This window comes from Gammaproteobacteria bacterium (assembly GCA_030949385.1).
GTDB lineage: Bacteria > Pseudomonadota > Gammaproteobacteria > JAUZRS01 > JAUZRS01 > JAUZRS01.
This window is the reverse complement of sequence record JAUZSP010000001.1, coordinates 363,148-385,259: the sequence shown is the minus strand read 5'-3', so window position 1 is coordinate 385,259 and position 22,112 is coordinate 363,148. Positions and strand designations below refer to the sequence as shown.

The following is a 22,112-nucleotide window of genomic DNA, read 5'->3' as shown; positions in this document are numbered from 1 at the left end:
TATGAAGACCGCGATTAAGTGGCTTACTCTGTTGGTTGTGCCGTTTTTATTCATGCCCGTGCAGGCCAGTTTGCCGGACTTTACCCGTTTGGTGGCGGAAAACCACAAGGCGGTGGTGAACATTAGCACCACCAAGCGGGTTGAGCGGCGCAATTTTTTGCCGCGCGGTATGGATAAAATCCCCGATCTGGAAAACAGCCCTTTTGGTGAACTGTTTCGCCGCTTTTTTGGTGAAGGCGGAGAGATGCCGGAGTATCAAGATTCCACCTCGCTGGGATCGGGTTTTATTATTTCTTCCGATGGTTATATTTTAACCAATAATCATGTGGTTGAAGGCGCTGACGAAATTGTGGTGCGCCTGCATGATCGGCGTGAGCTGTTGGCAAAAGTCATTGGGGTGGATGGTCGCAGTGACATTGCGTTATTGAAGGTCAGTGCCGAATCGTTGCCGGTGGTGAACATCGGCACCTCCAGCAATTTGCAAGTGGGGGCGTGGGTGCTGGCGATTGGCTCACCCTTTGGGTTCGAGCACAGTGTGACTCAGGGCATTGTCAGTGCGAAGGGGCGCAGTTTGCCCAATGAGAATTACGTGCCTTTTATCCAGACCGATGTGGCGATTAACCCAGGGAATTCCGGTGGGCCGCTGTTTAATTTGGAAGGAAAAGTGGTGGGGATTAACTCACAAATTTACAGTCGCACCGGTGGTTTTATGGGGCTCTCTTTTGCGATCCCCATCGAAGTGGCGATGGATGTGGTGGAGCAGCTCAAATCCAAAGGCAAGGTGACGCGCGGCTGGTTGGGGGTGATCATCCAAGAAGTGACCCGTGAGTTGGCTGAATCTTTTGCGATGGAGGCGGCACACGGAGCGTTGGTGGCGCGGGTGTTGGATAACAGCCCAGCGGCTGCGGCAGAGATTCGGGTGGGCGACATCATCACTCGTTTTAATGGTCAGCGTGTTTCGACCTCAACGGATCTGCCGCCGCTGGTGGGGCGAATCCATGTGGATGAAGTGGCGCAAGTTGAGGTGATTCGCAACGGCAAAAAAGTGCAGCTTAAGGTGAAGATTGGCGAGCTTCCGGAGCAGGTGCAGTTGGCCGATGCAAAACCCAAATCCAGTATCAAGGAACGCAATCGTCTGGCGATTGAAGTCGAAGAGGTGGACGACAAATTGCGTCAAGAACTGGGTTTGCAGCAAGCTGGCGTGCTGGTGCAAAAAGTCTTTAAGGGACCCGCTGCGGTCAGCGGCATTCGCAGTGGTGATGTGATTGTGATGTTGGATAACAAGGCGATCAACAGTGTGGTTGATTTTGATGCCATTATGAAAACCTTGCAAAAGGGGCGTTCCATTTCAGTTTTGGTGCAGCGTCATGATGGACCGATCTTTTTGGCACTGAAACTCGCTGAAAAATGAGGCCAAAACTGACCCTTTACAGCCGCCTTTATTGTCATTTGTGTGAAACGATGCAAAGGGAGTTGCAGCAATTGGGTATTGAGTGGCAATTTGAGTTTGAAGTGGTTGATATTGATCGAGATACAGAGTTGAAACAACGTTATAACGAGTTTGTTCCAGTGTTAAATCATGGGGATAACGAGATCTGTTTTTACCAGCTGGACAAGGACGCTCTAAGACGGGCACTTGCAATCAAGGTACCCGAGTAGATGAAAAACATCCGCAATTTTTCCATTATTGCCCATATTGATCACGGTAAATCCACCATTGCTGATCGTTTTATTCAGATCTGTGGTGGTTTGAGCGAACGTGAAATGGAAGCGCAAGTACTGGATTCTATGGATCTGGAGAGGGAACGTGGCATCACCATTAAAGCGCAGTGCGTTTCATTGGATTACAAGGCGCGTAACGGTGAGACCTATCACCTCAACTTTATTGATACGCCAGGCCATGTGGATTTCTCTTATGAGGTTTCACGTTCCTTGGCTGCTTGTGAAGGGGCGTTGCTGGTGGTGGATGCTTCGCAAGGGGTGGAAGCGCAAAGTGTGGCCAACTGTTATACCGCCATCGAACAAGAGCTGGAAGTGGTGCCGGTTTTGAATAAGGTGGATCTGCCCGCCGCTGATCCTGAGCGTGTCATCAATGAAATTGAAGAGATCATTGGCATTGAAGCGGGTGATGCGCTGTTGGTGAGTGCCAAAAGCGGCTTGGGCATTGATGATCTGCTGGAGCAAATTGTAGAGCGAGTTCCAGCTCCGGTAGGAGATCCTGAGGCGGCAACGCAGGCGTTGATCATTGACTCTTGGTTTGACAATTTTGTTGGTGTGATTACCTTGGTTCGCGTGATGCAGGGGCGTTTGGCGAAAAAAGACAAACTGCGCATGATGTCTTCGGGGCGTGATTTTTTAATTGATCAGGTGGGAATCTTTACCCCCAAGCGTCTGCCGACGGATTCGATCAGTGCGGGGCAGGTGGGTTACATTATCGCAGGTATTAAGGACATTGATGCAGCAAGGGTGGGTGATACCATTACCACCTTGCGAAACCCTTCGGAAGAGATCTTGTCTGGGTTTCAAGAGGTGCAGCCGAGAGTGTTTGCTGGGTTGTTTCCCATCAGTGCCGATGATTACGATAATTTTCGTGATGCGTTGCAAAAATTGCGGCTCAATGATGCGTCATTGAATTTTGAACCGGAAACCTCGCAGGCGTTGGGGTTCGGCTTCCGCTGCGGTTTCCTTGGCATGTTGCATATGGAAATTGTGCAAGAGCGGCTGGAACGTGAATACAATTTGGATTTGATTACCACGGCACCGACGGTGGTCTATGAGTTATTGGATACCAAAGGCGAGCTGTTTTACATCCACAACCCCTCTGAAATGCCAGTGGTCAATAAACTGGATGAGATTCGTGAACCGATTATTGAGGCCAATATTTTGGTGCCGCAAGAGTTTGTTGGTGATGTAATCAAACTTTGCATCGACAAACGCGGTGTGCAGAAAAACATGCAGTATTTGGGTAATCAAATATCTCTGTCTTACGAGATGCCCATGAGCGAGGTGGTGCTGGACTTTTTTGACCGGCTTAAATCCGTCAGCCGTGGTTTTGCTTCCTTTGATTACGAGTTTAAACGTTTTCAAGCGGCGGATCTGGTCAAAGTGGATGTGCTGATTAACGGTGATCGTGTTGACGCACTGTCAATTATCGTACACAAAGACCGTGCGCAAGGGCGTGGGCGTGAGCTGACCGATAAGATGAAAGAAATTATTCCACGGCAGATGTTTGATGTGGCGGTGCAGGCGGCCATTGGCAGCCATATTATTGCCCGTTCCAGCATTAAAGCGTTGCGTAAAAACGTTACTGCTAAATGTTACGGCGGTGACATCAGTCGAAAACGCAAGTTGCTGGAGAAACAGAAAGCCGGTAAAAAACGCATGAAGCAGATTGGTCGCGTGGAAATTCCACAAGAGGCTTTTTTGGCGGTCTTGCAAGTGGATCGTAAATAACACATTTATTTTTGCTTAAAACGATAAGAAGGTCTTTGTAAATGAATTTTGATTTTGCCTTAATGCTGGTCATAGGAACGGGTATTACGGGAGTTGTATGGGCAATTGATGCGTTTTTTTTCGCAAAAAAACGCAGCCAAGCACTGGCTAAACCGGGCGCGATGTCGGAGGTCGAAGGCAAGCGCGAGCGCCCAGGCGAACCTATTTTAGTTGAATACGCCCGTTCTTTTTTTCCCGTGTTGCTGGTGGTGCTGCTGTTACGTTCATTTTTAGTGGAGCCGTTCCGAATCCCTTCAGGCTCGATGCTGCCAACGCTGTTGGTGGGTGATTTTATTTTGGTGAATAAATTTTCCTATGGGGTGCGTTTGCCGGTTTTGAATAAAAAAGTGATCGATGTGGGCAAGCCCAAGCGGGGGGATGTGGCGGTGTTTCGTTATCCTCGCAACCCAAATGTCGATTACATCAAACGGGTGATTGGCCTGCCTGGAGATCAAGTCGAGTATTTTAATAAAGTGCTCTACATCAATGGTGAGCGCATTTCAGTGGAAAAAGTAGGCCTGTTTGAGAGCGCTAAAGAAGCGCGTGGTGGTTTGGCGACGGTTGAGTTTAAAGAAGATTTGGGTACGGTGAACCATTCCATGCTCATTACGCCAAGCCGCTACAACAGCCCTGAGGGGCGTTACACGGTTCCAGAAGGCCACTATTTTGTTATGGGCGATAATCGGGACAACAGTAATGATGGCCGTGTGTGGGGTTTTGTGCCCGATGAAAATTTGGTTGGCAGGGCCTTTGCAATCTGGATGAATTGGAACGGGTCGGGGGTTACTTGGTCTCGGCTTGGGCAATCTATAGAATAGTGGAGTCATTATTATGCGGATCACACAGCGTCAGAGCGGTGCAATTACCTTGGGAAAAATGCTCAATGTCGTTATTTTTGGGGTTTTGTTGCTGATATTTGTCCGCTTAATCCCTGTTTATGTGGATTATTTTACTGTTGTCTCTGTGGCTAAGTCGGTGATGGAGGATGACTCGCTGTTAAAAAAAGGCCGAGTGGCGATGCGTCAAGCGATCAATCAACGCTTTAGAATCAATAATTTACGAGCATTGAAAGCCAGTGAAGCACTGGTCATTCGAATGGGTGACAAAGATGATGGAATAAAGTTACTGCTCGATTATGAGGTGCGTACCCCTTTGTTGGGTAACTTGGATGGGGTGTTGGTGTTTAAACGTGAGTTCAGTCGTTAAATGAGAGATTTAAACCGCCCCCTTTCGGCTCTGTTACGCCGATTAGCGTATTCTTTTAAACAGCCGCAACTGTTGCAAGATGCCTTGACTCATCGCAGTGTGGGCAGCCGTAATAATGAGCGACTGGAGTTTTTAGGGGATGGCATATTAAATTTTGTCATTGCTGCGGAACTGTTTCAGCTCAAACCAAACTGCAACGAAGGCGATCTGAGCCGTCTGCGTGCCAGCTTGGTGAAGGGTGAAACTCTGGCCGTGATTGCCCGTGAGCTTGACTTGGGTGATTGTTTGAAGCTCGGTGGCGGGGAGTTAAAAAGCGGCGGTTATCGGCGCGATTCTATTTTAGCTGACGCGGTGGAAGCGATTTTAGGTGCAATTTATCAGGACAGCGGTTTTGATTCTTGCCGCACGGTGATTTTGCATCTGTTCAAAGATCGTTTGCAGAATCTTCCTTCCAGTGATATTTTGAAAGACCCTAAAACCCGTCTGCAAGAGTATCTCCAATCGCGTAAATTGGCTCTGCCCGCCTATGAAGTTATTAATGCGATGGGCAAAGCGCATGAGCAAAAATTTACCGTTGAGTGCCGAATTAAAGAGTTAGACCACCTCTCACAAGCCACGGCTACCAGCCGTCGCAAAGCGGAACAAGCGGCAGCCTTGCTGATTTTAGAGCAAGTCACGCTGAAAAAAACCGCCAAACAGACTTAGCCAAACAGGCTGAGTTTACCTTACTGTTTTTTTGGAATTTTTATGTTTGAAGAAAAACCGCCACGTTGTGGTTATGTGGCCATTGTTGGCCGCCCGAATGTGGGCAAATCCACTCTGCTGAATCAAATTTTAGGGCAGAAACTCTGCATTACCGCTCACAAACCGCAAACCACCCGTCACCGTATTTTGGGGATTAAATCGGAGGTCGGCATCCAAACCCTTTATGTGGATACCCCAGGTATTCATGGCGGCGGCAAACGGGCGTTGAACCGGGTCTTAAACCGTTCTGCCAGCAGCGCGGTTCACGATGTGGATGCGATTATTTTTGTGGTGCAGGCCTTGATCTGGAGCGACAACGATCAGCTGGTGTTGGAGAAGTTAAAAAAATCAGAGGCACCGGTGTTTGTGGCGGTGAATAAAGTCGATGAGGTGCCGGAAAAAGAGCTGCTTTTCCCCTTTTTGCAGCAGCTCTCTGAGATGCACGATTTTGCGCAGATCATCCCCATTTCGGCTAAAAAAGGCAGCAACGTTGAGCATTTGGAAACCGCAGTAAATCAGGTGTTGCCCGAGCAGATGCCGATTTACCCTGAAGATCAATTGACCGACCGCAGCGAACGTTTTTTAGCGGCAGAATTGGTGCGCGAGCAACTTACGCGCATGTTGGATCAGGAGCTGCCCTACGGTTTGAGCGTTGAGATTGAGCGGTTTAAATACGAGAACAACGTCAATCACATTCACGCCATTATTTGGGTGGAGCGCAGCGGCCAAAAAGGCATTGTTATTGGCAAAGGCGGCAGGCAATTAAAAGAGGTTGGTACTCGGGCGCGTAAGGCGATGGAAAAATTGTTTGATAATAAAGTGAACCTGAAATTGTGGGTGAAAATCAAACAGGGCTGGGCCGACGATGAACGCGCTCTGCACAGTTTGGGTTATGGGGTGGAATGAGTCGTTCGCAGCGCGTCGAATTGCAAGATGCGCTGGTGCTTCATCGTCGTCCTTATCAAAACAGCAGCCTGCTGCTGGAGGTGTATACGCCTGAGTTTGGCCGTGTCGGTTTGGTGGCGCGCGGCGCACGGCGGAATAAATCGCCGTGGCGCGGGCTGTTGCAGCCTTTTACACCGCTGCTGCTCTCTTGGACAGGTCGAGGCGAGCTGTACAGTTTGATTCATGCCGAGGAGTCTCAGGCGGCCTTTGCACTGCATTCACAGAGCTTGTTGTGCGGTTTTTATCTGAATGAACTGCTCATGCGTTTGAGTGAGCGGGAAGACCCACTGCCGGAGCTGTTTTCCCTTTATCAGCAGGGTTTAGTGCAACTCTCTGATCACAATCCCGATACATTGGAAGCGGTGTTGCGCCTGTTTGAGCTGCGCTTGTTGGCGCTGTTGGGTTACGCGTCTGGTGCTGCCGGAGAAAAATTCGCTGTGTGCCGATCAACGCTTTTGCCTTTGATCTTGAGCGCGGTGAGGTGTTTGCTTTGTCTAAAGCTGAAACGACATCGTTCCCTCTGTCCTACGCCTGTGTGAAGACGCTGCTAAGCGCGCCTTTTGTGTTGTCGGATGAGTGTAAATTGCCGATTAAGCGCCTGCTAAGAACGCTGTTAAATCAACATTTGGGCAGTAAGCCGTTGCAGAGTCGGGCGCTGTTTCGTTTTGGATTGGGTAGAAAAAAATGACCTTGAGCGTACAAAGAGCGACTTACGCGGCGTTGATCGAGTCTGATCCGACCGTGAAGGTGGAAAAAATCCGTCAACTGGCGCTTGATCTGCGGGCGGAAAAATTAAGCTGGCAGCGGTCGGCAGCGGAGCGGTTAGAGCAGCCGGGCCGCCCGGAAAAGCCGCTGTTGGTGGAGCCAAGAAAGGTTCCTCGGCGCAGTTTAAAATCAGCGCAAGGTCATCAAGCGTTGATTCATGCCATCGTTCACATTGAATTTAATGCGATTAATTTGGCGCTGGATGCCCTGTACCGTTTTGCTGAGATGCCGCGTCAATTTTATCTGGATTGGTTGTTGGTGGCGGAAGAGGAGGCGTTGCACTTTTCCCTGTTGCGTGAACATTTGCAGACCTTGGGTGCGGATTACGGCGATTTTCCGGCGCACAACGGTTTGTGGGAGATGGCGCTGAAAACTCAAGACAACGTATTGGAACGCATGGCTCTGGTGCCACGGGTGCTGGAGGCGCGGGGCTTGGATGTCACTCCTGGTATTATTAAAAAATTGGAGCAGATTGAAGATCAGCGTGCGGTGGAGATCTTAAAAATCATTCAGCGCGATGAAATTGGTCATGTAAAAATTGGCAATGAGTGGTTTCTGTATGCCTGTGAACAGGAGGGCGAAGAGCCGATGCAGACCTTCAAAACCTTGTTGGATCAACACATGGGCGGGGCGTTGCGCGGGCCTTTTGATGAAGTGGCGCGGCTGCAAGCGGGCTTTACGCAAGCCGAGTTGGATGAGCTGAATCGCTTGGATCAGGCGCGTTTGGTGGTTAGGAAGTGATCCCTGTTGTGTTGGGGGAGGTGTTTTGTGGTGATGGATTTGACTTTTTTAGGCGGTGTTTGCAGCTTACCCCCTGTGTCAGGGTAGTTGTCCGGTGAGTTGAATAAGTAAACTTAACTGCCCAGCGGGCAGCTCCTGAAAATTAAGGTGATCCAGCTGTGGCGAGAGGTGTCAGAAGGCCAAACCGATCTTGCAACAGTTCCGAGCTTGGCTCGACAAAAATCAGAATCACGTCTTGCCTAAAGGACTGTTGGGTAAAGCGTTGAGCTATCTGGAGAAAAATTGGCAGAAGTGGCAGGTGTGCCTTGAAGACGGTCATTTGGAGATTGACAACAACGGAGCCGAAAACGCCCTTCGTCCCAACTGCGTTGAAGAGATTGAGGCGCTGTTGCCTTGGAATGTGAGCAACTGAGTTTAAGGTCTACGCAATGTGACTGCTCACTTCAAGGTGGGGTTTATTGAGTGCTTACGGATTATGACCTTGGCGGTATTGGTGGGTTTGGGTGCAAAACCCTTGGGCATTGCACCTTGAAACGCTTTAAATGTCCCGCAACAGCTCGTTAATGCCCACTTTGCTCAACGTCTTGGCATCCACTTTTTTCACAATCACCGCACAATAAAGACTGTATTTGCCGTCTTTGGAAGGCAAGTTGCCAGAGACCACCACCGAACCGGCTGGCACCCGTCCGTAATGCACTTCACCGGTTGCACGGTCATAAATGCGGGTGCTCTGGCCGATGTACACGCCCATCGAAATCACCGAACCCTCTTCAACAATCACCCCCTCGACCACCTCGGAACGTGCGCCGATAAAGCAGTTGTCTTCAATGATGGTGGGCGAGGCTTGCAACGGCTCCAAAACACCACCAATGCCGACACCGCCAGAGAGATGCACGTTTTTGCCGATCTGCGCGCAAGAACCAACGGTAGCCCAAGTGTCCACCATCGTGCCGGAATCCACATACGCACCGATGTTGACGTAAGAGGGCATCAACACCGTGCCAGAAGCGATGTAGCTGCCTTTACGCGCCAGCGCCGAAGGCACCACGCGCACCCCAGAAGCGGCAAATTGCTCGGGGGTGTAGTCGGCGTATTTGGACTCCACTTTGTCGTAGAACTGAGTGTAACCGGCGTCCATTGGCTTGTTGTCGTTGAGACGGAAGGAGAGCAGCACGGCTTTTTTCAACCATTCATTGACCACCCAATCACCCACACCGCGCTGTTCGGCAACGCGCAATTTGCCTTGGTCGAGCAGTTGAATGGCGTGATTGACGGAATCACGCAGGTCGCTGGGGGCGTTGGCGGGGGTGTATTCGGCGCGTTTTTCAAAGGCGTCTTCGATGATCTGTTGCAGTTGTTGGTGACTCATGGGTTCTGTTTACTCTTCTTCAATTGGAGGGGGTTAAAGGGTTTCGCAGTAGGCACGGATGCGTTCTGCGGCTTCGATACATTCGTTCAGTTCGGCCACCAGTGCGAGGCGAATCTGCTGATTACCAGGGTTGAGGCCGTGTGCGGGGCGCGAAAGATAACTGCCAGGCAATACGCCAACGTTCTGTTTGCGGTAGAGGCCTAAGGCAAATTCGGTGTCGCTGATCGGGGTTTTAGGCCAGAGGTAAAAGGCCGCATCGGGCGGTTGTACCTCCAGCACAGGCTTGAGAATCTCCAGCACGGCGGCAAACTTTTCTCGATAGAGGTCGCGGTTGACCTTGACGTGTGTTTCGTCGTTCCATGCGGCAACGCTGGCCACCTGCACCGGCAGGGACATGGCGCTGCCGTGGTAGGTGCGATAAAGCAAAAAGGTGTTCAGCAGAGCGGCATCTCCAGCAACAAAACCGGAACGCAGTCCAGGCAGATTGCTGCGTTTGCTGAGGCTGTGAAACACCACGCAGCGACGGTAATCAAGGTTGCCCATCGCCGCCGCCGCTTGCAGCAGACCGACAGGCGGATGGTGTTCGTCAAAGTAGATCTCGGAGTAACATTCGTCACTGACGATGATAAAGTCGTATTTTTCGGCCAGATTGAGCAGTTTTTGCAAGGTGGCCAAACTGAGTACGCTGCCCGTGGGGTTGCTGGGTGAGCAGAGGGTCAGCAGTTGGCAGCGCTGCCAGACCACCTCGGGAATGGCATCAAAGTCGGGTTGGAATTGATTCTCGGCGACGGTGTTGTAAAACCACGGTTGCAGACCGGCCAGCAGCGCCCCACCTTCGTAAATTTGATAGAAGGGGTTGGGCATCAAAACCAGATCTTTTTGGCTGTTGCGGTTCAGCAACGCTTGCGAAAAAGCAAACAGCGCCTCGCGGGTGCCGTTGACGGGCAGAACGTGTTGCTCTGGATCAAGGCTTTCGGTAGGCAGTTTGAAGCGGCGCGTCAGCCATGCGGCAATGCTCTGGCGCAGGGCGGTGCTGCCTTTGGTCAGTGGGTAGTTGGCGATGCCGTCAAGGTTGTCACGCAGAGTTTGCAGGACAAATTCCGGTGGCGGATGTTTGGGTTCGCCAATGCCCAGTGCAATGGGGGATAATGCCGCATTGGCGACGACCCCAGCGCGCAGGTGTTTGAGTTGTTCAAAGGGGTAGGGTTGCAGGCGAGCCAGATCCGAGTTCATACAAAGTCTCTGCGACAAAAAGGCTCGATTATAAGCCATTGCGGTGCATTTCAGCAAAGGGAGGAAAAGGATGAACATCAAAGCAATACACCACGTCAGTTTTGTGGTGGCGGATACGGCCAAAGCCTTGGCGTTTTATCAGGGTATTTTGGGCTTGAAGGTGTGTGAAGATCGCCCCGATCTCGGTTTTGCTGGTGCGTGGTTGAATCTGGGCGAACAGCAGATTCATCTGTTGGAGCTGCCCAATCCTGACCCCATTGAAGGGCGACCGGAGCACGGTGGGCGTGATCGCCATTTGGCGGTTTCGGTGTTGAATTTACAGGAGGTGATTGATGCGTTGGAAACAGCAGGGCGCGTGTATACCTTAAGCAAATCGGGGCGCAGGGCGCTGTTTTGCCGTGATGATGACGGCAATACGCTGGAGTTGATCGAGGTGGTTTGAGGGTCAGTGCCTCTTGGGTTTTGCAGAGCAGTAACGCAGGCCGAATAACAGCAGGGCAAACCACGGTAGGCTGCCGCCGCTGCTACCATTGCCACCAGAAGTTGTACCGCTGGCGACTTGTGATAGGTCAGCTAGGGAGGTGATGGTTAAGGTCTCCAGTGAAAATTGTTCAATTGTTATTTCACCGATTCCTTTCACATACGTAGTGCGAATATCGAAAAGAGAGCCACTATTTTGACAGCTGGCCTGATTTGTTAAGTCAATTGATAGATGGTCTTTGTTATTCCATCGTTGTTGATTGACTGAAATAGAACTGATTGTTTGAGTGCAGTTTGTTAATGGAACAGTTTGTCCATTTTGACTGGCAGTTGCACTCCAGTTGGAAATGAGGCTTTCTCCCAGTTTTATCTGGCTGGGTATGAACAGAAAATTTTGATAGCTGATGGTGATTTTGTCACCGAGGTCTTGGCTTTTGAGCAGATAGACGCCGTTCGAGCGCAGCTCTATATGATCGATGTATAACAAACTCCCATTCGAGCGATATTCAATTTCAAATTGACCCGTTTTGCTGCTGGTCTGCATTGAAATTTGTAGACTGTCGAAGGAATCGCTGTAATTCCATGTCAGATTGCCCAGTGGGTAATATTCAAGCAGAGATATGGTTGGTGCTGCATTTCCTCTGTCTGGTGCAGTACCCAGCAGAATTTCAGCTCGGTTTGATAAACCATCGAAATCAAAGTCTGTGTTTGCATCAGTGGGATCACGTTCATTCAGAAAAGTATAACGTTGTTCGACGTCATTATTAATGCCATCGCCATCTAAATCTGCATCACACAGGTCGCCCAGGCTATCGAAGTCGAAATTTTCTTGTCCCAGATTGGGGGTGTTAGGGCAGTTATCACTAAAGTCAGGGATGAGGTCGCCATCGCTGTCGATATTAATATTGGCTGTATTGGGTTCTGGGTCACAGGCATTACCAAGGCCGTCTTGGTCATTGTCAGTTTGATGAGGATTGGAAACAATTGGGCAGTTGTCGAGAAGGTTGATAACACCGTCTTGATCTTTATCGGCTCCAAATTGAATGTTGTCGATAAGATAAGAATTGTTAGATTCAATTGTGCTGGAATAATTGAGAACCATTTTAAAGGTAATGGTATGCAAACCTGCTGGGACGATGATACTTGCCAAACTCCAGAGTTTGGAACCGTATAAAAAGGTCGCAGGTACTGTCACACCATCAATTGACAAGAGTAAGTAGGTATTGTAGCTATCGCTGGTGGACTTAAATTGAAAACTGAAAGAGCCCTCTTGACCAAATAGAGCTGTAAAATTGACTTCATTGCTTAAAAGTGTGTCTGTAACTGGGGTTGATGCGAGAGCGTGTTGTCCTTCAAAACCACCTGCTTGAAGTGTCCAGCCAAGATTGCTTGGGTTAAACCAACCGGCTGGCCAGCCATTTTCAAAACCTTCTTGATAGGTTGTTAACGCTGTTGGGATTGAAGCCGCGTTGTTTAAGTCAAACCCTAGTAGATATTCCACTCGATTATTAAAACCATCGCTGTCTAGATCGCCTTCGGCATCGCTGGCGTTGAGAGGATTTAGACCCAGTTGAACTTCCAGTGTGTCGGGCAGGCCATCGTTGTCGTCATCCAGATCGCAAAGATCACCTTGTCCATCCACGTCGTTATCAAGTTGTGCTGGATTGATGAGTGAAATGCAGTTATCGCTTAGGTCATGAGTGCCATCACCGTCACTGTCAGGAAGGTTGTTTGGATCGAAAAGGCTAAATGCGGGGCCATTAGGGAGCTGTTTTACCAACAGCAACTTTCCATTGGAGTTGAAAATCCGTGCTGAGCGGCTGTCCAGTAGCGGATAGTTTGCCGTTAATCCGTAGTTGTTATCCCAAAATTGCAGCTCGGGTGAAGCCTTTTTAACTGTAAACAATGAGCCATTAATCCAAGCGGCATCCGAAACAGTGTTGGGTAAGGTATTGAGTAGAGTGAGTGATGTTGCGTCAAGGATTTTCCCTTCCCCGTTTAACAGGGACAGTCCGTCGTCGCTGAGACGTAAGGGAAAGTTGATCGTGAGGAAACTGTTTGCTTGATAGGGGGCGAAGCCGCTAAGAGTAAATAAACCTGTTGTTTGATCAATCTCTTGCCACTCAATGGTGTTGTTTAAAAAGGTGTTGTAATGATAGATACGGTTATTGACGGGATTCCAAACATACTCGAGACTGAGGTCATTGGACATTTTGGAGTCAAGCAGAGTCGCGTTAATATCAAAACTGTAATGCGTCGCCCAGAAACCAGACAAATCCGTGGCAAATAGATGGTTGTTGGTAGCAAGTAGGTGTTTTACAGATAGGGTTAAATTGGCAAAGTGAGTTTCTACAGGGTTGATCAGACTGAGATCAAAGTAACTGATTTTGCCGCTGGAGTAGCCCAAGTAGAGGCGATTATGTGTTGTGGATAGAGCGACTGAGGTGGGTGGATCGAGTAACGCCCAACTGCTGAGGTAACTGTTGCTGATACTTGACCAGCGAAAAACACTCAGCGAGTCTTGGTCGATCAAATAGAGGATGTCATTGCCATCGTGTTGGTAAAATTCAGCTTGATAGGCGAGTTCAACGGGATTCGCAACTTGTCTTGTTTGGCTGATATCGCTGGAAATGGAGGGGGCTGCTTGAAGAGAGAAGGTGAATAGAAACAGACTTAATAACCAGTAGGTGTTCAGTTTCCTCATTGTTTTATTCTCTCCTCAGCGCTGTTTTTATGATTAAAATTCGTTCTAAGCTGCTTCAATATCCTACAGAGAGTGCCTTAAATTGCAATGTTTGATCAGGTTTTGGCCTTTTTGGGCGGTTTTATTACCGTTTTCTACTTTGGCGCATGTCTCGGAAAACAGCACAACGGAGTATTACGACCTTCGTGCAACTGCGCCCTTGGCGCTGCGCTATCAGCTTAGCCTGCATGGCCCGAAAGATCATCGCGGGAAGCGTTTTCATGGCATGGCGCGCAGCCGTTTGCGCTGGAGCTATGAAAAAATCGTGAATCGGCAGGGCTGTCGCGTTGTCTCGGTGACGGTGGTTTTAGACCAACATTACACCTTGCCCAACTGGGTCAATAAAGATCAGGCGCATGTTAAATGGCAAAAACAGTGGGCGCGTTACCATCGGGCTTTGACTGCGCATGAACATCAACACGGTTTTTTTGCGCGTCAAACAGCACATAAAATAGATCAAAATTTACTCAATTTAAGCCAGCCCAATTGCCAAAAATTGCAGCTTAAGGTGGAAAAAATAACCGCTGACCTGATGGCTGAACTGAGAGAAAAAAACCGCCGTTACGATGCGCTGAGCTGGCATGGGGTCTGGGAAGGGGTGATTTTCCCGCGTTTGAAAAAACGTAAGTGGTAACAATCTGTTTCTAAGATTGCTTTACCCCGTCAGCTTCCGTAGAATCCGCTCCCTTACGGGAGTGCCTGAGGTTTTTCTCTGGGTCTCCTTCTCCTTGCCTTCGTCCCTTTAGGATAAGGCTGCCAACCCGAAAGGAGTGTTTTGTGAAACACTATGAAGTGGTATTTCTGGTTCACCCAGATCAAAGCGAACAAGTTGCAGCGATGGTTGATCGTTACAAAGGCATCATCGAAAATTCCGGCGGTGCCGTCCACCGTTTGGAAGATTGGGGTCGCCGTCAATTGGCTTACCCAATCAACAAAATCCATAAAGCACACTACGTGTTGATGAACATTGAATGTGGCAAAGAGGCTCTGAATGAGCTGACCGAAGTGTTTCGTTTCAACGACGCTGTGTTGCGTAACATGGTTCTGAGCCGTAAAGCGGCTGAGAGTGAAGCCTCTTTCTTGGCGAAAAAAGAAGAAGTTCGTGCAGCAGCACCAGCACCAGCACCAGCGGCGGATGCCACTCCGGCTCCTGCTGAAGAAGCGGCGCCCGCTGCTGATGCGGTTCCTGCTCCTGCTCCTGCCAGCAACGCTGAATAAGCGTTGGCTTTCGACCAAATTTAAGAGGAATAGATCATGGCTCGTTTTTTTAGACGCAGAAAGTATTGCCGTTTTACCGCCGAAGATGTGGTTGAGATTGATTACAAAGATCTCGATACGCTGAAAAACTATGTGACCGAGACTGGTAAAATTGTCCCCAGTCGCATCACGGGTACCAAAGCACGTTACCAGCGTCAGTTGTCAACGGCGGTAAAACGCGCTCGCTTTTTGGCACTGCTGCCTTACAGCGATCAACACTGATCGCTGAGATACGACACACTCTATGATCGCTCTTGCTACATTCGCCATGCGTGGCCCGTTTCAAGCGGCTTTAGTGAGCAGCATGTTATTGCTGTTCTCCTTGATGCTGCCGCCCTTGGTCTGGCTGAGTAACGCCATTTTGGCGCTGGTCTGTCTGCGTGAAGGTCTGCCCGCTGCGTTTAAAGCCTTGGGCATGGCGTTGTTGGCTACCTTGTTGGTGACCGCCACGGTCAATCAGTTGCTGCTGATGCAAGCCTTGAGTTTGATGTTGTTTAACTGGTTGCCCATGTTGCTGGTGGCGTATTTGCTGCGAAGCCGCGTTTCATTGGCGATCAGTCTGCACGGTGTTGCTGCTTTGGCAGTGGTGCTGGTGCTGATGATCTTCTTGTTGGTGCCGGATCAGACTCGGGTCTGGAGCGAGATGCTCAGTCCGTTTATGGTGGATTTTTTCGCCGAACTGAAGTTGTCAGCCGATGAGCAAACCGAGATGTTGGCCGAGTTATCGAGCATGATGACCGCTGCGATTGCAGCCATGCTGGTGGTCAGTTTGACCGTCAGTTTGCTGATTGCACGGTGGTGGCAAGCACGGCTCTACAATCAGGGCGGTTTTCAGCAGGAGTTTCATAACTTGAGACTCGGTTTGAGAGCCTCTCTGCTGGCGGTGGCTGTCTTGTTGTTGTCGTTGCTGGTGGGCTCGCCTCTGCTGGCGGCTTTGGCCTCGGTGGCGGTGACGCTGTTTCTGTTTCAGGGCTTGGCGGTGGTGCATGCCATTGTTGTGCTGAAAAAAGTAAACGGTCGTTGGCTGGTGGTGCTGTATGCGGGTTTGCTGTTTATGCTGCCGCAGGTGTCGATGGCGTTGGCGGGTTTGGGGATGGTGGATGCGTGGGGCGATATTCGTGCTCGTATAAGTAAGGGTGTTTCATCTAATCATTAAGTGGAGGCTGGACAAGCGTTTGATCGTTTTGTGGCAGTACTCTTTGACGTTGGGATAATACAATGCAAGTTATTTTGCTTGATAAAGTTGAAAATTTAGGCGGTTTGGGTGATCTGGTTGAAGTAAAACCAGGTTATGCACGTAACTATTTGGTACCAAGTCGCTTGGCTAAAATGGCGACCAAACGTAACCTTGAGGCGTTTGAAGCCTCTCGCGCCGAACTGGAAAAAGAAGCGGCGGCGAAATTGGCTCTGGCTCAAGCCCGTGCCGATAAACTGGAAGGCATGGTTGTGACCATCGCTTCTAAAGCCGGTACCGAAGGCAAGTTGTTCGGTTCCATTGGTTTGGCTGACATTGCTGAAGCGGTGGTTGAAGCCGGTGTTGAGATCGAAAAACGCGAAGTGCGTCTGCCCGAAGGGCCGTTGCGTAACGTGGGTGAGTTTGATATTGACTTGCATCTGCACAGTGATGTGGATGCCGTGGTCAAAGTGGTGGTTGAAGCGACTGAATAACAGTCTGTTTTAACATCGCTTTAAGAACGGCTGCCCATGTGCAGCCGTTTTTTTTTGCGTATATAATCGCGCGTTCCAACCCCATTGCACTTTGTGCGGAGTCGTGTTGCCTTCATGAGTGACTTTTTTGATAATTTTGAAGCGCCCATGGATGAGCAGGTTCAAGCCCTTAAGGTAGCGCCTCACTCTGTAGAAGCGGAGCAGGCGGTGCTGGGTGGTTTGATGTTGAGCAATGAATCTTGGGATCGCATTGCCGATCGCGTGGCAGAGGACGATTTTTATCGCCGTGATCATCGACTGATTTTTCGTTCCATTCAGGCTTTGGCTGCGGCTGAGTCGCCACTGGATGTGGTGACGCTCTCCGAGTGGTTACAAGAACACTCCGAATTGGAAAACGCCGGAGGGCTGGCCTATTTAGGCACCTTGGCACGGGACACCCCCAGTGCGGCTAACATTACCGCGTATGCGGACATCGTGCGGGAGCGTTCGGTGTTGCGTCAACTGGCAGCGGTGGGGCATGAAATTGCCGACTCGGCCTATCACTCTCAGGGTCGTAGCAGTGCGGAGTTATTGGATGAAGCGGAGACCAAGGTGTTTGCCATTGCCGAGCAGGGCAGCCGTAATAAACAGGGTTTTGAAAACATCCGTTCGATTTTGAGTGATGCGGTGGATCAGATTGACACGCTGTTCACCAATGACGATCCGATTACCGGCATTGCCACGGGGTTTGATGAGTTTGATCAGATGACCTCTGGGATGCAGCGTTCTGATTTGGTGATTATTGCTGGTCGTCCTTCGATGGGTAAAACCACCTTTGCGATGAACATTGCTGAACATGTGGCGTTGACTCAAGATGAGCCGGTGGCGGTCTTTAGTATGGAGATGCCCGGTTCTCAGTTGGCGATGAGAATGATCGCTTCACTGGGACGGGTGGAGCTGCAAAAATTGCGTACCGGTCAGTTGGAAGATTCTGATTGGCCACGCATCACCTCATCCATTTCGTTATTGACGCAAAAATCAAACTTATTTGTGGACGACACACCGGCTCTGAATTCCTCGGAATTGCGGGCGCGGGCGCGGCGACTGAAACGTGAACACGGTTTGAGCATGATTGTGATCGATTATTTGCAGTTGATGCAGGGCAGTGGTCGTGGCAGTGCGATGGAGAGCCGTGCCAGTGAAATTTCAGAGATCTCGCGGAACTTAAAAGCACTGGCGAAAGAGCTGAATGTACCGGTGTTGGCGCTCTCTCAGCTGAATCGAAGCTTGGAGCAACGTACTGATAAACGTCCGGTGATGTCGGATCTGCGTGAGTCCGGTGCCATTGAGCAAGACGCCGATGTGATTGCCTTTATCTACCGCGATGAAGTGTATGACCCAGAGAGCAAAGCCAAAGGCAGTGCAGAAATTTTGATTCGCAAACAGCGTAACGGTCCAATTGGTTCCTGTCGCTTGACCTTTTTGGGACAATACACCCGTTTTGAGAACTTTTCGCCGGAGATGTACGGTGGCGATGAGGAGTTTGAGTGAAGCGAGCGGCCACTGCCAAGGTGGATCTGGACGCTTTGCGGCACAACTTGGCTGTGGCGCAAACAGCGGCTGCGGGCAGTCGGGTGATGGCGGTGGTGAAAGCCAACGCCTATGGCCATGGTTTGATTGCGATTGCGAAAGCGTTGCAACACGCGGATGGCTTGGCCGTGGCCTGTTTGGACGAAGCGATTCGTCTGCGTCATGCGGGTCTTGTTCAGCCCATTTTGGTGTTGCAGGGCTTCCATGACGTTGAGCAAATAGAGCTGTTTGCCCAGTTGAATTTGATTGCGGTGGTGCATCATGCCGAGCAGTTACAGATGTTGCGTGATTCAGACTCGGCGGCCATTCGCATCTGGCTGAAAATCGATACGGGTATGGGGCGTTTGGGGTTTTATCCGGCGGACGTTCGAGAGGTGTATCAACAGCTTAAACGCAGTTCAGTGGTGCAACATGAGGTGGGGCTGATGAGTCACATGGCCTCTGCCGATGAGCTTGACAGCCCGGTTACCGCTCAGCAGTTGGCCTGTTTTAATGACTGTACGCAGGGGTTGGCTGGTGAGCGCAGTCTGGCCAATTCGGCGGCCTTATTGGCCACTCCTGAGAGTCGCGCTGATTGGGTGCGCCCAGGTTTAATGCTTTATGGAGCGAACCCTTTTGTAAGTGGTACGGCTGCCGATTGGAATTTGCGTCCGGTGATGAGTTTGTCCAGTCGTCTGATGGCGATTAAGCCGATCTGCAAAGGGCAGAGGGTGGGTTACGCTGGCAGTTGGACGGCACCAGAAAATACGCTTATGGGGCTGGTGGCTATCGGTTACGGTGACGGTTATCCACGTCAGGCTGTGGTGGGTACACCGCTGTTGATTGCCGGAAAACGGGCCACATTGATTGGCCGTGTGTCGATGGATCTGCTTAATGTTGACTTGCGTGCTGTGCCAGAGGCCAAAGTGGGTGACGAGGTGCTGCTTTGGGGGGAAGGTTTGCCGGTGGATGAGGTAGCACAGTCGTCGAGCACCCTTGCCTATGAGTTGTTGTGCGGGGCGACTAAAAATTTAGAACTGGGAAGAAACGGAGAGACTGGAATTGGCAATGAAAGCAATTAAAAAAGCGGTCTTTCCAGTAGCAGGCATGGGTACGCGGTTTCTGCCTGCCACCAAGGCAAATCCAAAAGAGATGCTGCCCATTGTGGATAAACCCTTGATTCAGTACGCCGCTGAAGAGGCGGTGGCGGCGGGCATTGAAACCTTGATTTTTATCACCGGCCGCAACAAGCGTTCAATTCCTGATCATTTTGATAAAGCCTACGAGTTGGAGCGTGAGCTGGAGCTGGCGGACAAACAAGAGATGTTGGATCTGGTGCGCAACATTTTGCCGCCCCATGTGGACTGCGTTTACATTCGCCAGCCGGAAGCCTTGGGTTTGGGACATGCGGTGTTGTGTGCCAAACCGGTGGTGGGCGATGAGCCGTTTGCGGTGATTTTGGCTGATGATTTGATTGATGGCGGCGAGCAACCGTGTTTGTCGCAGATGGTGGAGGTCTACAACCGTCACCACTGCTCGGTGCTCGGGGTTGAGCGGATGCCCATGGCGGAAGTGAGTCGTTATGGCGTGATTGATGGTCAGCGTTTGGAGTCAAATTTATTGCAGATTAAGGCGATGGTGGAAAAACCCACGTTGGATCAAGCGCCTTCTGATTTGGCGGTGGTGGGGCGTTATATTTTATCGCCTTCTGTTTTCCAAAAATTAGAACTGACGGGACGAGATGCAGGCAATGAAATTCAACTCACCGATGCGATTGTGAAACTGCTGCAAAAAGAGCAGGTGTTGGCTTATGAGTTTGAAGGCAAACGCTTTGATTGCGGCAGTAAGCTGGGTTATTTGCAAGCGACGGTGGAATACGCTTTGAAACACCCGCAGCTCAAGCAGCGATTCCGTGCGTATTTGCAGGATTTGCAGATACCGTCGCTGGACTAAGGTGCTTTTTATTGCTGTTGAGAGAACCAATTCATTTTGGGTCACTCTGACGGAGTGTTGTTTGCTTGAATAAGATGGGATAGCAGAGTGTAAATGATGCAAAGCCGAGCCGTACGCCGTTTCGTTATCGCCCTGTTTTTTTTCATGGCGGCGTTGACCCAATTTCAGACGTTGTATGCCTGTGAACAGATGGAGCATGAGCGTCTCAGTACGGTGTGTTGTTGTGATGAGCCGGGTGAAATGGAGCTGAGTTGTGAACTGGGGGGCGCTTGTCAGGATCAAGCGGGTTTGATAAATGAGGGCTGTTGCACGGTCTCTTATGAATCGTCCCAAATAGCGCAGACGGTCGGCAGCCAATTTCAACAGGTTGTGTTGTTCGATGCTCCGCAAGCGTCCCCTTTGCTTTTATTTGACGGTGCTGAAATCGCCTGCATTCATTGCAGCCGTTCTTTTAATCTTGTTTTTTCCTCTCCCCTGCCTGATAAGACGGTCTATTTTCTGACCGGTCGCTTTCGTATTTGATCACACCTTTGTTCCTTACTTTTTTAACGTAGGGACTGAATTCAACCGTAACTTTTCACCTTGGGCGTGTTGTTTCGTTCTTGGTTGGCGTTGATTCAGTTTGAGTTTCATTAAGAATAATGAAGGTGTTTTATGCACAATACGAAGCGTTACACAGGCTCGCGTATGAGCGTTGTTTTATTCGGGTGGGTTGTTTGCCAGCCGTTGGTGGCCGTTGAGGTCGATAGCCCTTTTGTTAATACTGCGTTACTAACCTCATCTCATTTGGTGGCAGCGGTGTTGGCACGTCACCCTGATATTTCCGCAATGGAAGCAGCTTGGTCGGCGGCAAACGTGCGTGTTGAGCAGGCCAGAGCCTTTGATGATCCTGTTCTTTCGTACACTCTTGCACCGCAAACAGTGGGAGCGAAAGGGGTGGCTGTGGGGCAAAAATGGTCTCTCTCACAGCGATTGCCTTGGCCAGGAAAACGCGACTTGCGCGTTAAGGTTGCTCGCGCTGAGTCCGATGTGGCTTTTGTGGGCATTGAACAGATGCGCTTGAAATTGACGGAAATCAGTAAGGCGGTTTACGCTGATTGGTATTTTGTGCATGCGGCTCTTCGCATCAACGGCATCAATAGATCGTTGTTGCAGGCGTTTCAAAACATCGCCGAGATTAAATATTCGGCAGGTCGTGCTTCTCAGCAGGATGTTTTGCGTGCTGAAGTGGAGCAGATGCTGCTGGAACACCGTGACATCCGTTTAGAACGCCGTCGCCGGAATACATTGGCAAGCATCAATACGCTGTTGCAACGTCTTCCCGATCAACCACTGCCGCTTCCGATGGGGTTACCAGATCCCATTTCATTACCAACGGTAGAGCAACTGCGAACGCGAGCATTAGAAACGCATCCCGCGCTGCGTATGTTGGCCGCACGTACAGAGGCAAGTCGTTACAGATCAAGCTTGGTCGAGCGTGACGACTATCCCGATATTAAGCTCAGTGCAGGCTACAACAGCCTTTGGAATCAGAGTGAGAAGCAGTTCACCGTTGGAGCCTCGATCAATATTCCGCTTCAAGATACGCGCAGTGCAGCAAAAGTGGAGGCACGGGCGATGACTTTGAGCCTCGATTTTCAGCAGCGCGCCAAAGTTTCTCAACTTATGGGTGATGTGCAGCACGCGCTGGAAAACGTGCGTGAAAGTGAGCGTGTTTTGAGCCTGTACCAAACTCGTTTATTGCCTCTTGCGCAAGAGAATCTACAGGCCGCTCAGTCCGACTACGAAGCAGGCAGTGGTAATTTTCTTGATCTCATCAGCGCAGAGAAAAGTGTGATGCAGACTCGATTGCAACAGGAGCAAACACGGGCGAATTACCATCGGCGTTTAGCGGCATTGGAGTACGTCGTTGGCGGGGAGCTCACGACTCGTTTTGGAGGTGAGTCATGAGCCAAATCCTAAGGCAGA

At 50.2% G+C, this 22,112-nt stretch carries 24 protein-coding genes and 1 pseudogene; 22 read left to right on the top strand and 3 right to left on the bottom strand.

The genetic code is table 11. The annotated features are described in order from the left end of the window. The first annotated feature begins 1 nt into the window (after position 1). The 11 genes and pseudogenes from Q9O24_01840 to Q9O24_01790 all read left to right on the top strand — a co-directional run bounded on the left by Q9O24_01840 (position 2) and on the right by Q9O24_01790 (position 8,305). A complete protein-coding gene (locus tag Q9O24_01840; protein ID MDQ7073906.1) occupies positions 2 to 1,411 on the top strand; it encodes a DegQ family serine endoprotease in 1,410 nt (469 codons plus the stop codon). Then, complete coding sequence (locus Q9O24_01835) at positions 1,408 to 1,659, top strand: glutaredoxin family protein (GenBank protein ID MDQ7073905.1); 252 nt, start codon at positions 1,408 to 1,410, stop codon at positions 1,657 to 1,659. Before Q9O24_01840 ends, Q9O24_01835 begins: the two co-directional genes overlap by 4 nt. Next, on the top strand, positions 1,660 to 3,453 hold the full coding sequence (gene lepA / locus Q9O24_01830; GenBank protein ID MDQ7073904.1) for a translation elongation factor 4: 1,794 nt from the start codon (positions 1,660 to 1,662) through the stop codon (positions 3,451 to 3,453). Positions 3,454 to 3,494: 41 nt separating this feature from the next. Beyond that, positions 3,495 to 4,310 (top strand): signal peptidase I, encoded by an 816-nt coding sequence (lepB, locus tag Q9O24_01825; GenBank protein ID MDQ7073903.1) that lies wholly within the window; start codon positions 3,495 to 3,497, stop codon positions 4,308 to 4,310. 13 nt (positions 4,311 to 4,323) lie between these two features. Beyond that, the gene (locus Q9O24_01820; GenBank protein ID MDQ7073902.1) at positions 4,324 to 4,698 is read left to right on the top strand and encodes a DUF4845 domain-containing protein; all 375 of its coding nucleotides are present in this window, start codon (positions 4,324 to 4,326) and stop codon (positions 4,696 to 4,698) included. Beyond that, positions 4,699 to 5,403 (top strand): ribonuclease III, encoded by a 705-nt coding sequence (gene rnc, locus Q9O24_01815; GenBank protein MDQ7073901.1) that lies wholly within the window; start codon positions 4,699 to 4,701, stop codon positions 5,401 to 5,403. 42 nt (positions 5,404 to 5,445) lie between these two features. Next, positions 5,446 to 6,348 (top strand): GTPase Era, encoded by a 903-nt coding sequence (gene era / locus Q9O24_01810; GenBank protein MDQ7073900.1) that lies wholly within the window; start codon positions 5,446 to 5,448, stop codon positions 6,346 to 6,348. After that, positions 6,345 to 6,926 carry a DNA repair protein RecO gene (gene recO, locus Q9O24_01805; protein MDQ7073899.1) on the top strand — a complete coding sequence of 194 codons (582 nt, stop codon included), beginning with the start codon at positions 6,345 to 6,347 and terminating at the stop codon, positions 6,924 to 6,926. Before era ends, recO begins: the two co-directional genes overlap by 4 nt. Continuing rightward, a complete protein-coding gene (locus Q9O24_01800) occupies positions 6,923 to 7,075 on the top strand; it encodes a hypothetical protein (protein MDQ7073898.1) in 153 nt (50 codons plus the stop codon). The genes recO and Q9O24_01800 overlap by 4 nt, the downstream gene beginning before the upstream one ends. Further along, positions 7,072 to 7,893, top strand: coding sequence for a ferritin-like domain-containing protein (locus Q9O24_01795; protein MDQ7073897.1), 822 nt, complete (start codon positions 7,072 to 7,074; stop codon positions 7,891 to 7,893). The genes Q9O24_01800 and Q9O24_01795 overlap by 4 nt, the downstream gene beginning before the upstream one ends. A 178-nt stretch (positions 7,894 to 8,071) precedes the next feature. Beyond that, positions 8,072 to 8,305, top strand: a pseudogene (locus Q9O24_01790) (transposase). Positions 8,306 to 8,431: 126 nt separating this feature from the next. Here Q9O24_01790 and dapD read toward each other — a convergent pair. Both dapD and dapC read right to left on the bottom strand, forming a co-directional pair. Beyond that, complete coding sequence (gene dapD, locus Q9O24_01785; GenBank protein ID MDQ7073896.1) at positions 8,432 to 9,262, bottom strand: 2,3,4,5-tetrahydropyridine-2,6-dicarboxylate N-succinyltransferase; 831 nt, start codon at positions 9,260 to 9,262, stop codon at positions 8,432 to 8,434. A 33-nt stretch (positions 9,263 to 9,295) separates the two neighbouring features. Continuing rightward, complete coding sequence (gene dapC / locus Q9O24_01780) at positions 9,296 to 10,495, bottom strand: succinyldiaminopimelate transaminase (GenBank protein ID MDQ7073895.1); 1,200 nt, start codon at positions 10,493 to 10,495, stop codon at positions 9,296 to 9,298. 70 nt (positions 10,496 to 10,565) lie between these two features. On the opposite strand from dapC, the gene Q9O24_01775 reads away from it, so the two are divergent. Then, positions 10,566 to 10,937: a VOC family protein gene (locus tag Q9O24_01775; protein MDQ7073894.1), complete on the top strand. Its 372-nt coding sequence runs from the start codon at positions 10,566 to 10,568 to the stop codon at positions 10,935 to 10,937. Between the two features lie 3 nt (positions 10,938 to 10,940). On the opposite strand, the gene Q9O24_01770 is transcribed toward Q9O24_01775, so the two are convergent. Further along, entirely contained in the window at positions 10,941 to 13,679 is a 2,739-nt protein-coding gene (locus Q9O24_01770) for a thrombospondin type 3 repeat-containing protein (GenBank protein MDQ7073893.1), read from the bottom strand. A gap of 82 nt (positions 13,680 to 13,761) precedes the next feature. Between Q9O24_01770 and Q9O24_01765 the strand changes: the two genes are divergently transcribed. The 10 genes from Q9O24_01765 (at position 13,762) to Q9O24_01720 (ending at position 22,094) form a co-directional block, all read left to right on the top strand. Next, complete coding sequence (locus Q9O24_01765) at positions 13,762 to 14,352, top strand: DUF922 domain-containing protein (protein ID MDQ7073892.1); 591 nt, start codon at positions 13,762 to 13,764, stop codon at positions 14,350 to 14,352. A gap of 143 nt (positions 14,353 to 14,495) precedes the next feature. Continuing rightward, a complete protein-coding gene (rpsF, locus tag Q9O24_01760; GenBank protein ID MDQ7073891.1) occupies positions 14,496 to 14,936 on the top strand; it encodes a 30S ribosomal protein S6 in 441 nt (146 codons plus the stop codon). A 36-nt stretch (positions 14,937 to 14,972) separates the two neighbouring features. Further along, on the top strand, positions 14,973 to 15,197 hold the full coding sequence (gene rpsR, locus Q9O24_01755; GenBank protein MDQ7073890.1) for a 30S ribosomal protein S18: 225 nt from the start codon (positions 14,973 to 14,975) through the stop codon (positions 15,195 to 15,197). 22 nt (positions 15,198 to 15,219) lie between these two features. Beyond that, positions 15,220 to 16,131, top strand: coding sequence for a hypothetical protein (locus Q9O24_01750; protein MDQ7073889.1), 912 nt, complete (start codon positions 15,220 to 15,222; stop codon positions 16,129 to 16,131). A gap of 62 nt (positions 16,132 to 16,193) precedes the next feature. Beyond that, positions 16,194 to 16,643 (top strand): 50S ribosomal protein L9, encoded by a 450-nt coding sequence (gene rplI / locus Q9O24_01745; protein MDQ7073888.1) that lies wholly within the window; start codon positions 16,194 to 16,196, stop codon positions 16,641 to 16,643. Between the two features lie 114 nt (positions 16,644 to 16,757). Continuing rightward, the gene (gene dnaB, locus Q9O24_01740) at positions 16,758 to 18,173 is read left to right on the top strand and encodes a replicative DNA helicase (protein ID MDQ7073887.1); all 1,416 of its coding nucleotides are present in this window, start codon (positions 16,758 to 16,760) and stop codon (positions 18,171 to 18,173) included. Beyond that, a complete protein-coding gene (gene alr / locus Q9O24_01735; protein MDQ7073886.1) occupies positions 18,170 to 19,273 on the top strand; it encodes an alanine racemase in 1,104 nt (367 codons plus the stop codon). Before dnaB ends, alr begins: the two co-directional genes overlap by 4 nt. Further along, positions 19,260 to 20,144: a UTP--glucose-1-phosphate uridylyltransferase GalU gene (galU, locus tag Q9O24_01730; GenBank protein MDQ7073885.1), complete on the top strand. Its 885-nt coding sequence runs from the start codon at positions 19,260 to 19,262 to the stop codon at positions 20,142 to 20,144. The genes alr and galU overlap by 14 nt, the downstream gene beginning before the upstream one ends. A gap of 93 nt (positions 20,145 to 20,237) precedes the next feature. After that, a complete protein-coding gene (locus tag Q9O24_01725) occupies positions 20,238 to 20,666 on the top strand; it encodes a hypothetical protein (protein ID MDQ7073884.1) in 429 nt (142 codons plus the stop codon). Between the two features lie 165 nt (positions 20,667 to 20,831). Next, the gene (locus Q9O24_01720; protein ID MDQ7073883.1) at positions 20,832 to 22,094 is read left to right on the top strand and encodes a TolC family protein; all 1,263 of its coding nucleotides are present in this window, start codon (positions 20,832 to 20,834) and stop codon (positions 22,092 to 22,094) included. Positions 22,095 to 22,112 lie beyond the last annotated feature (18 nt).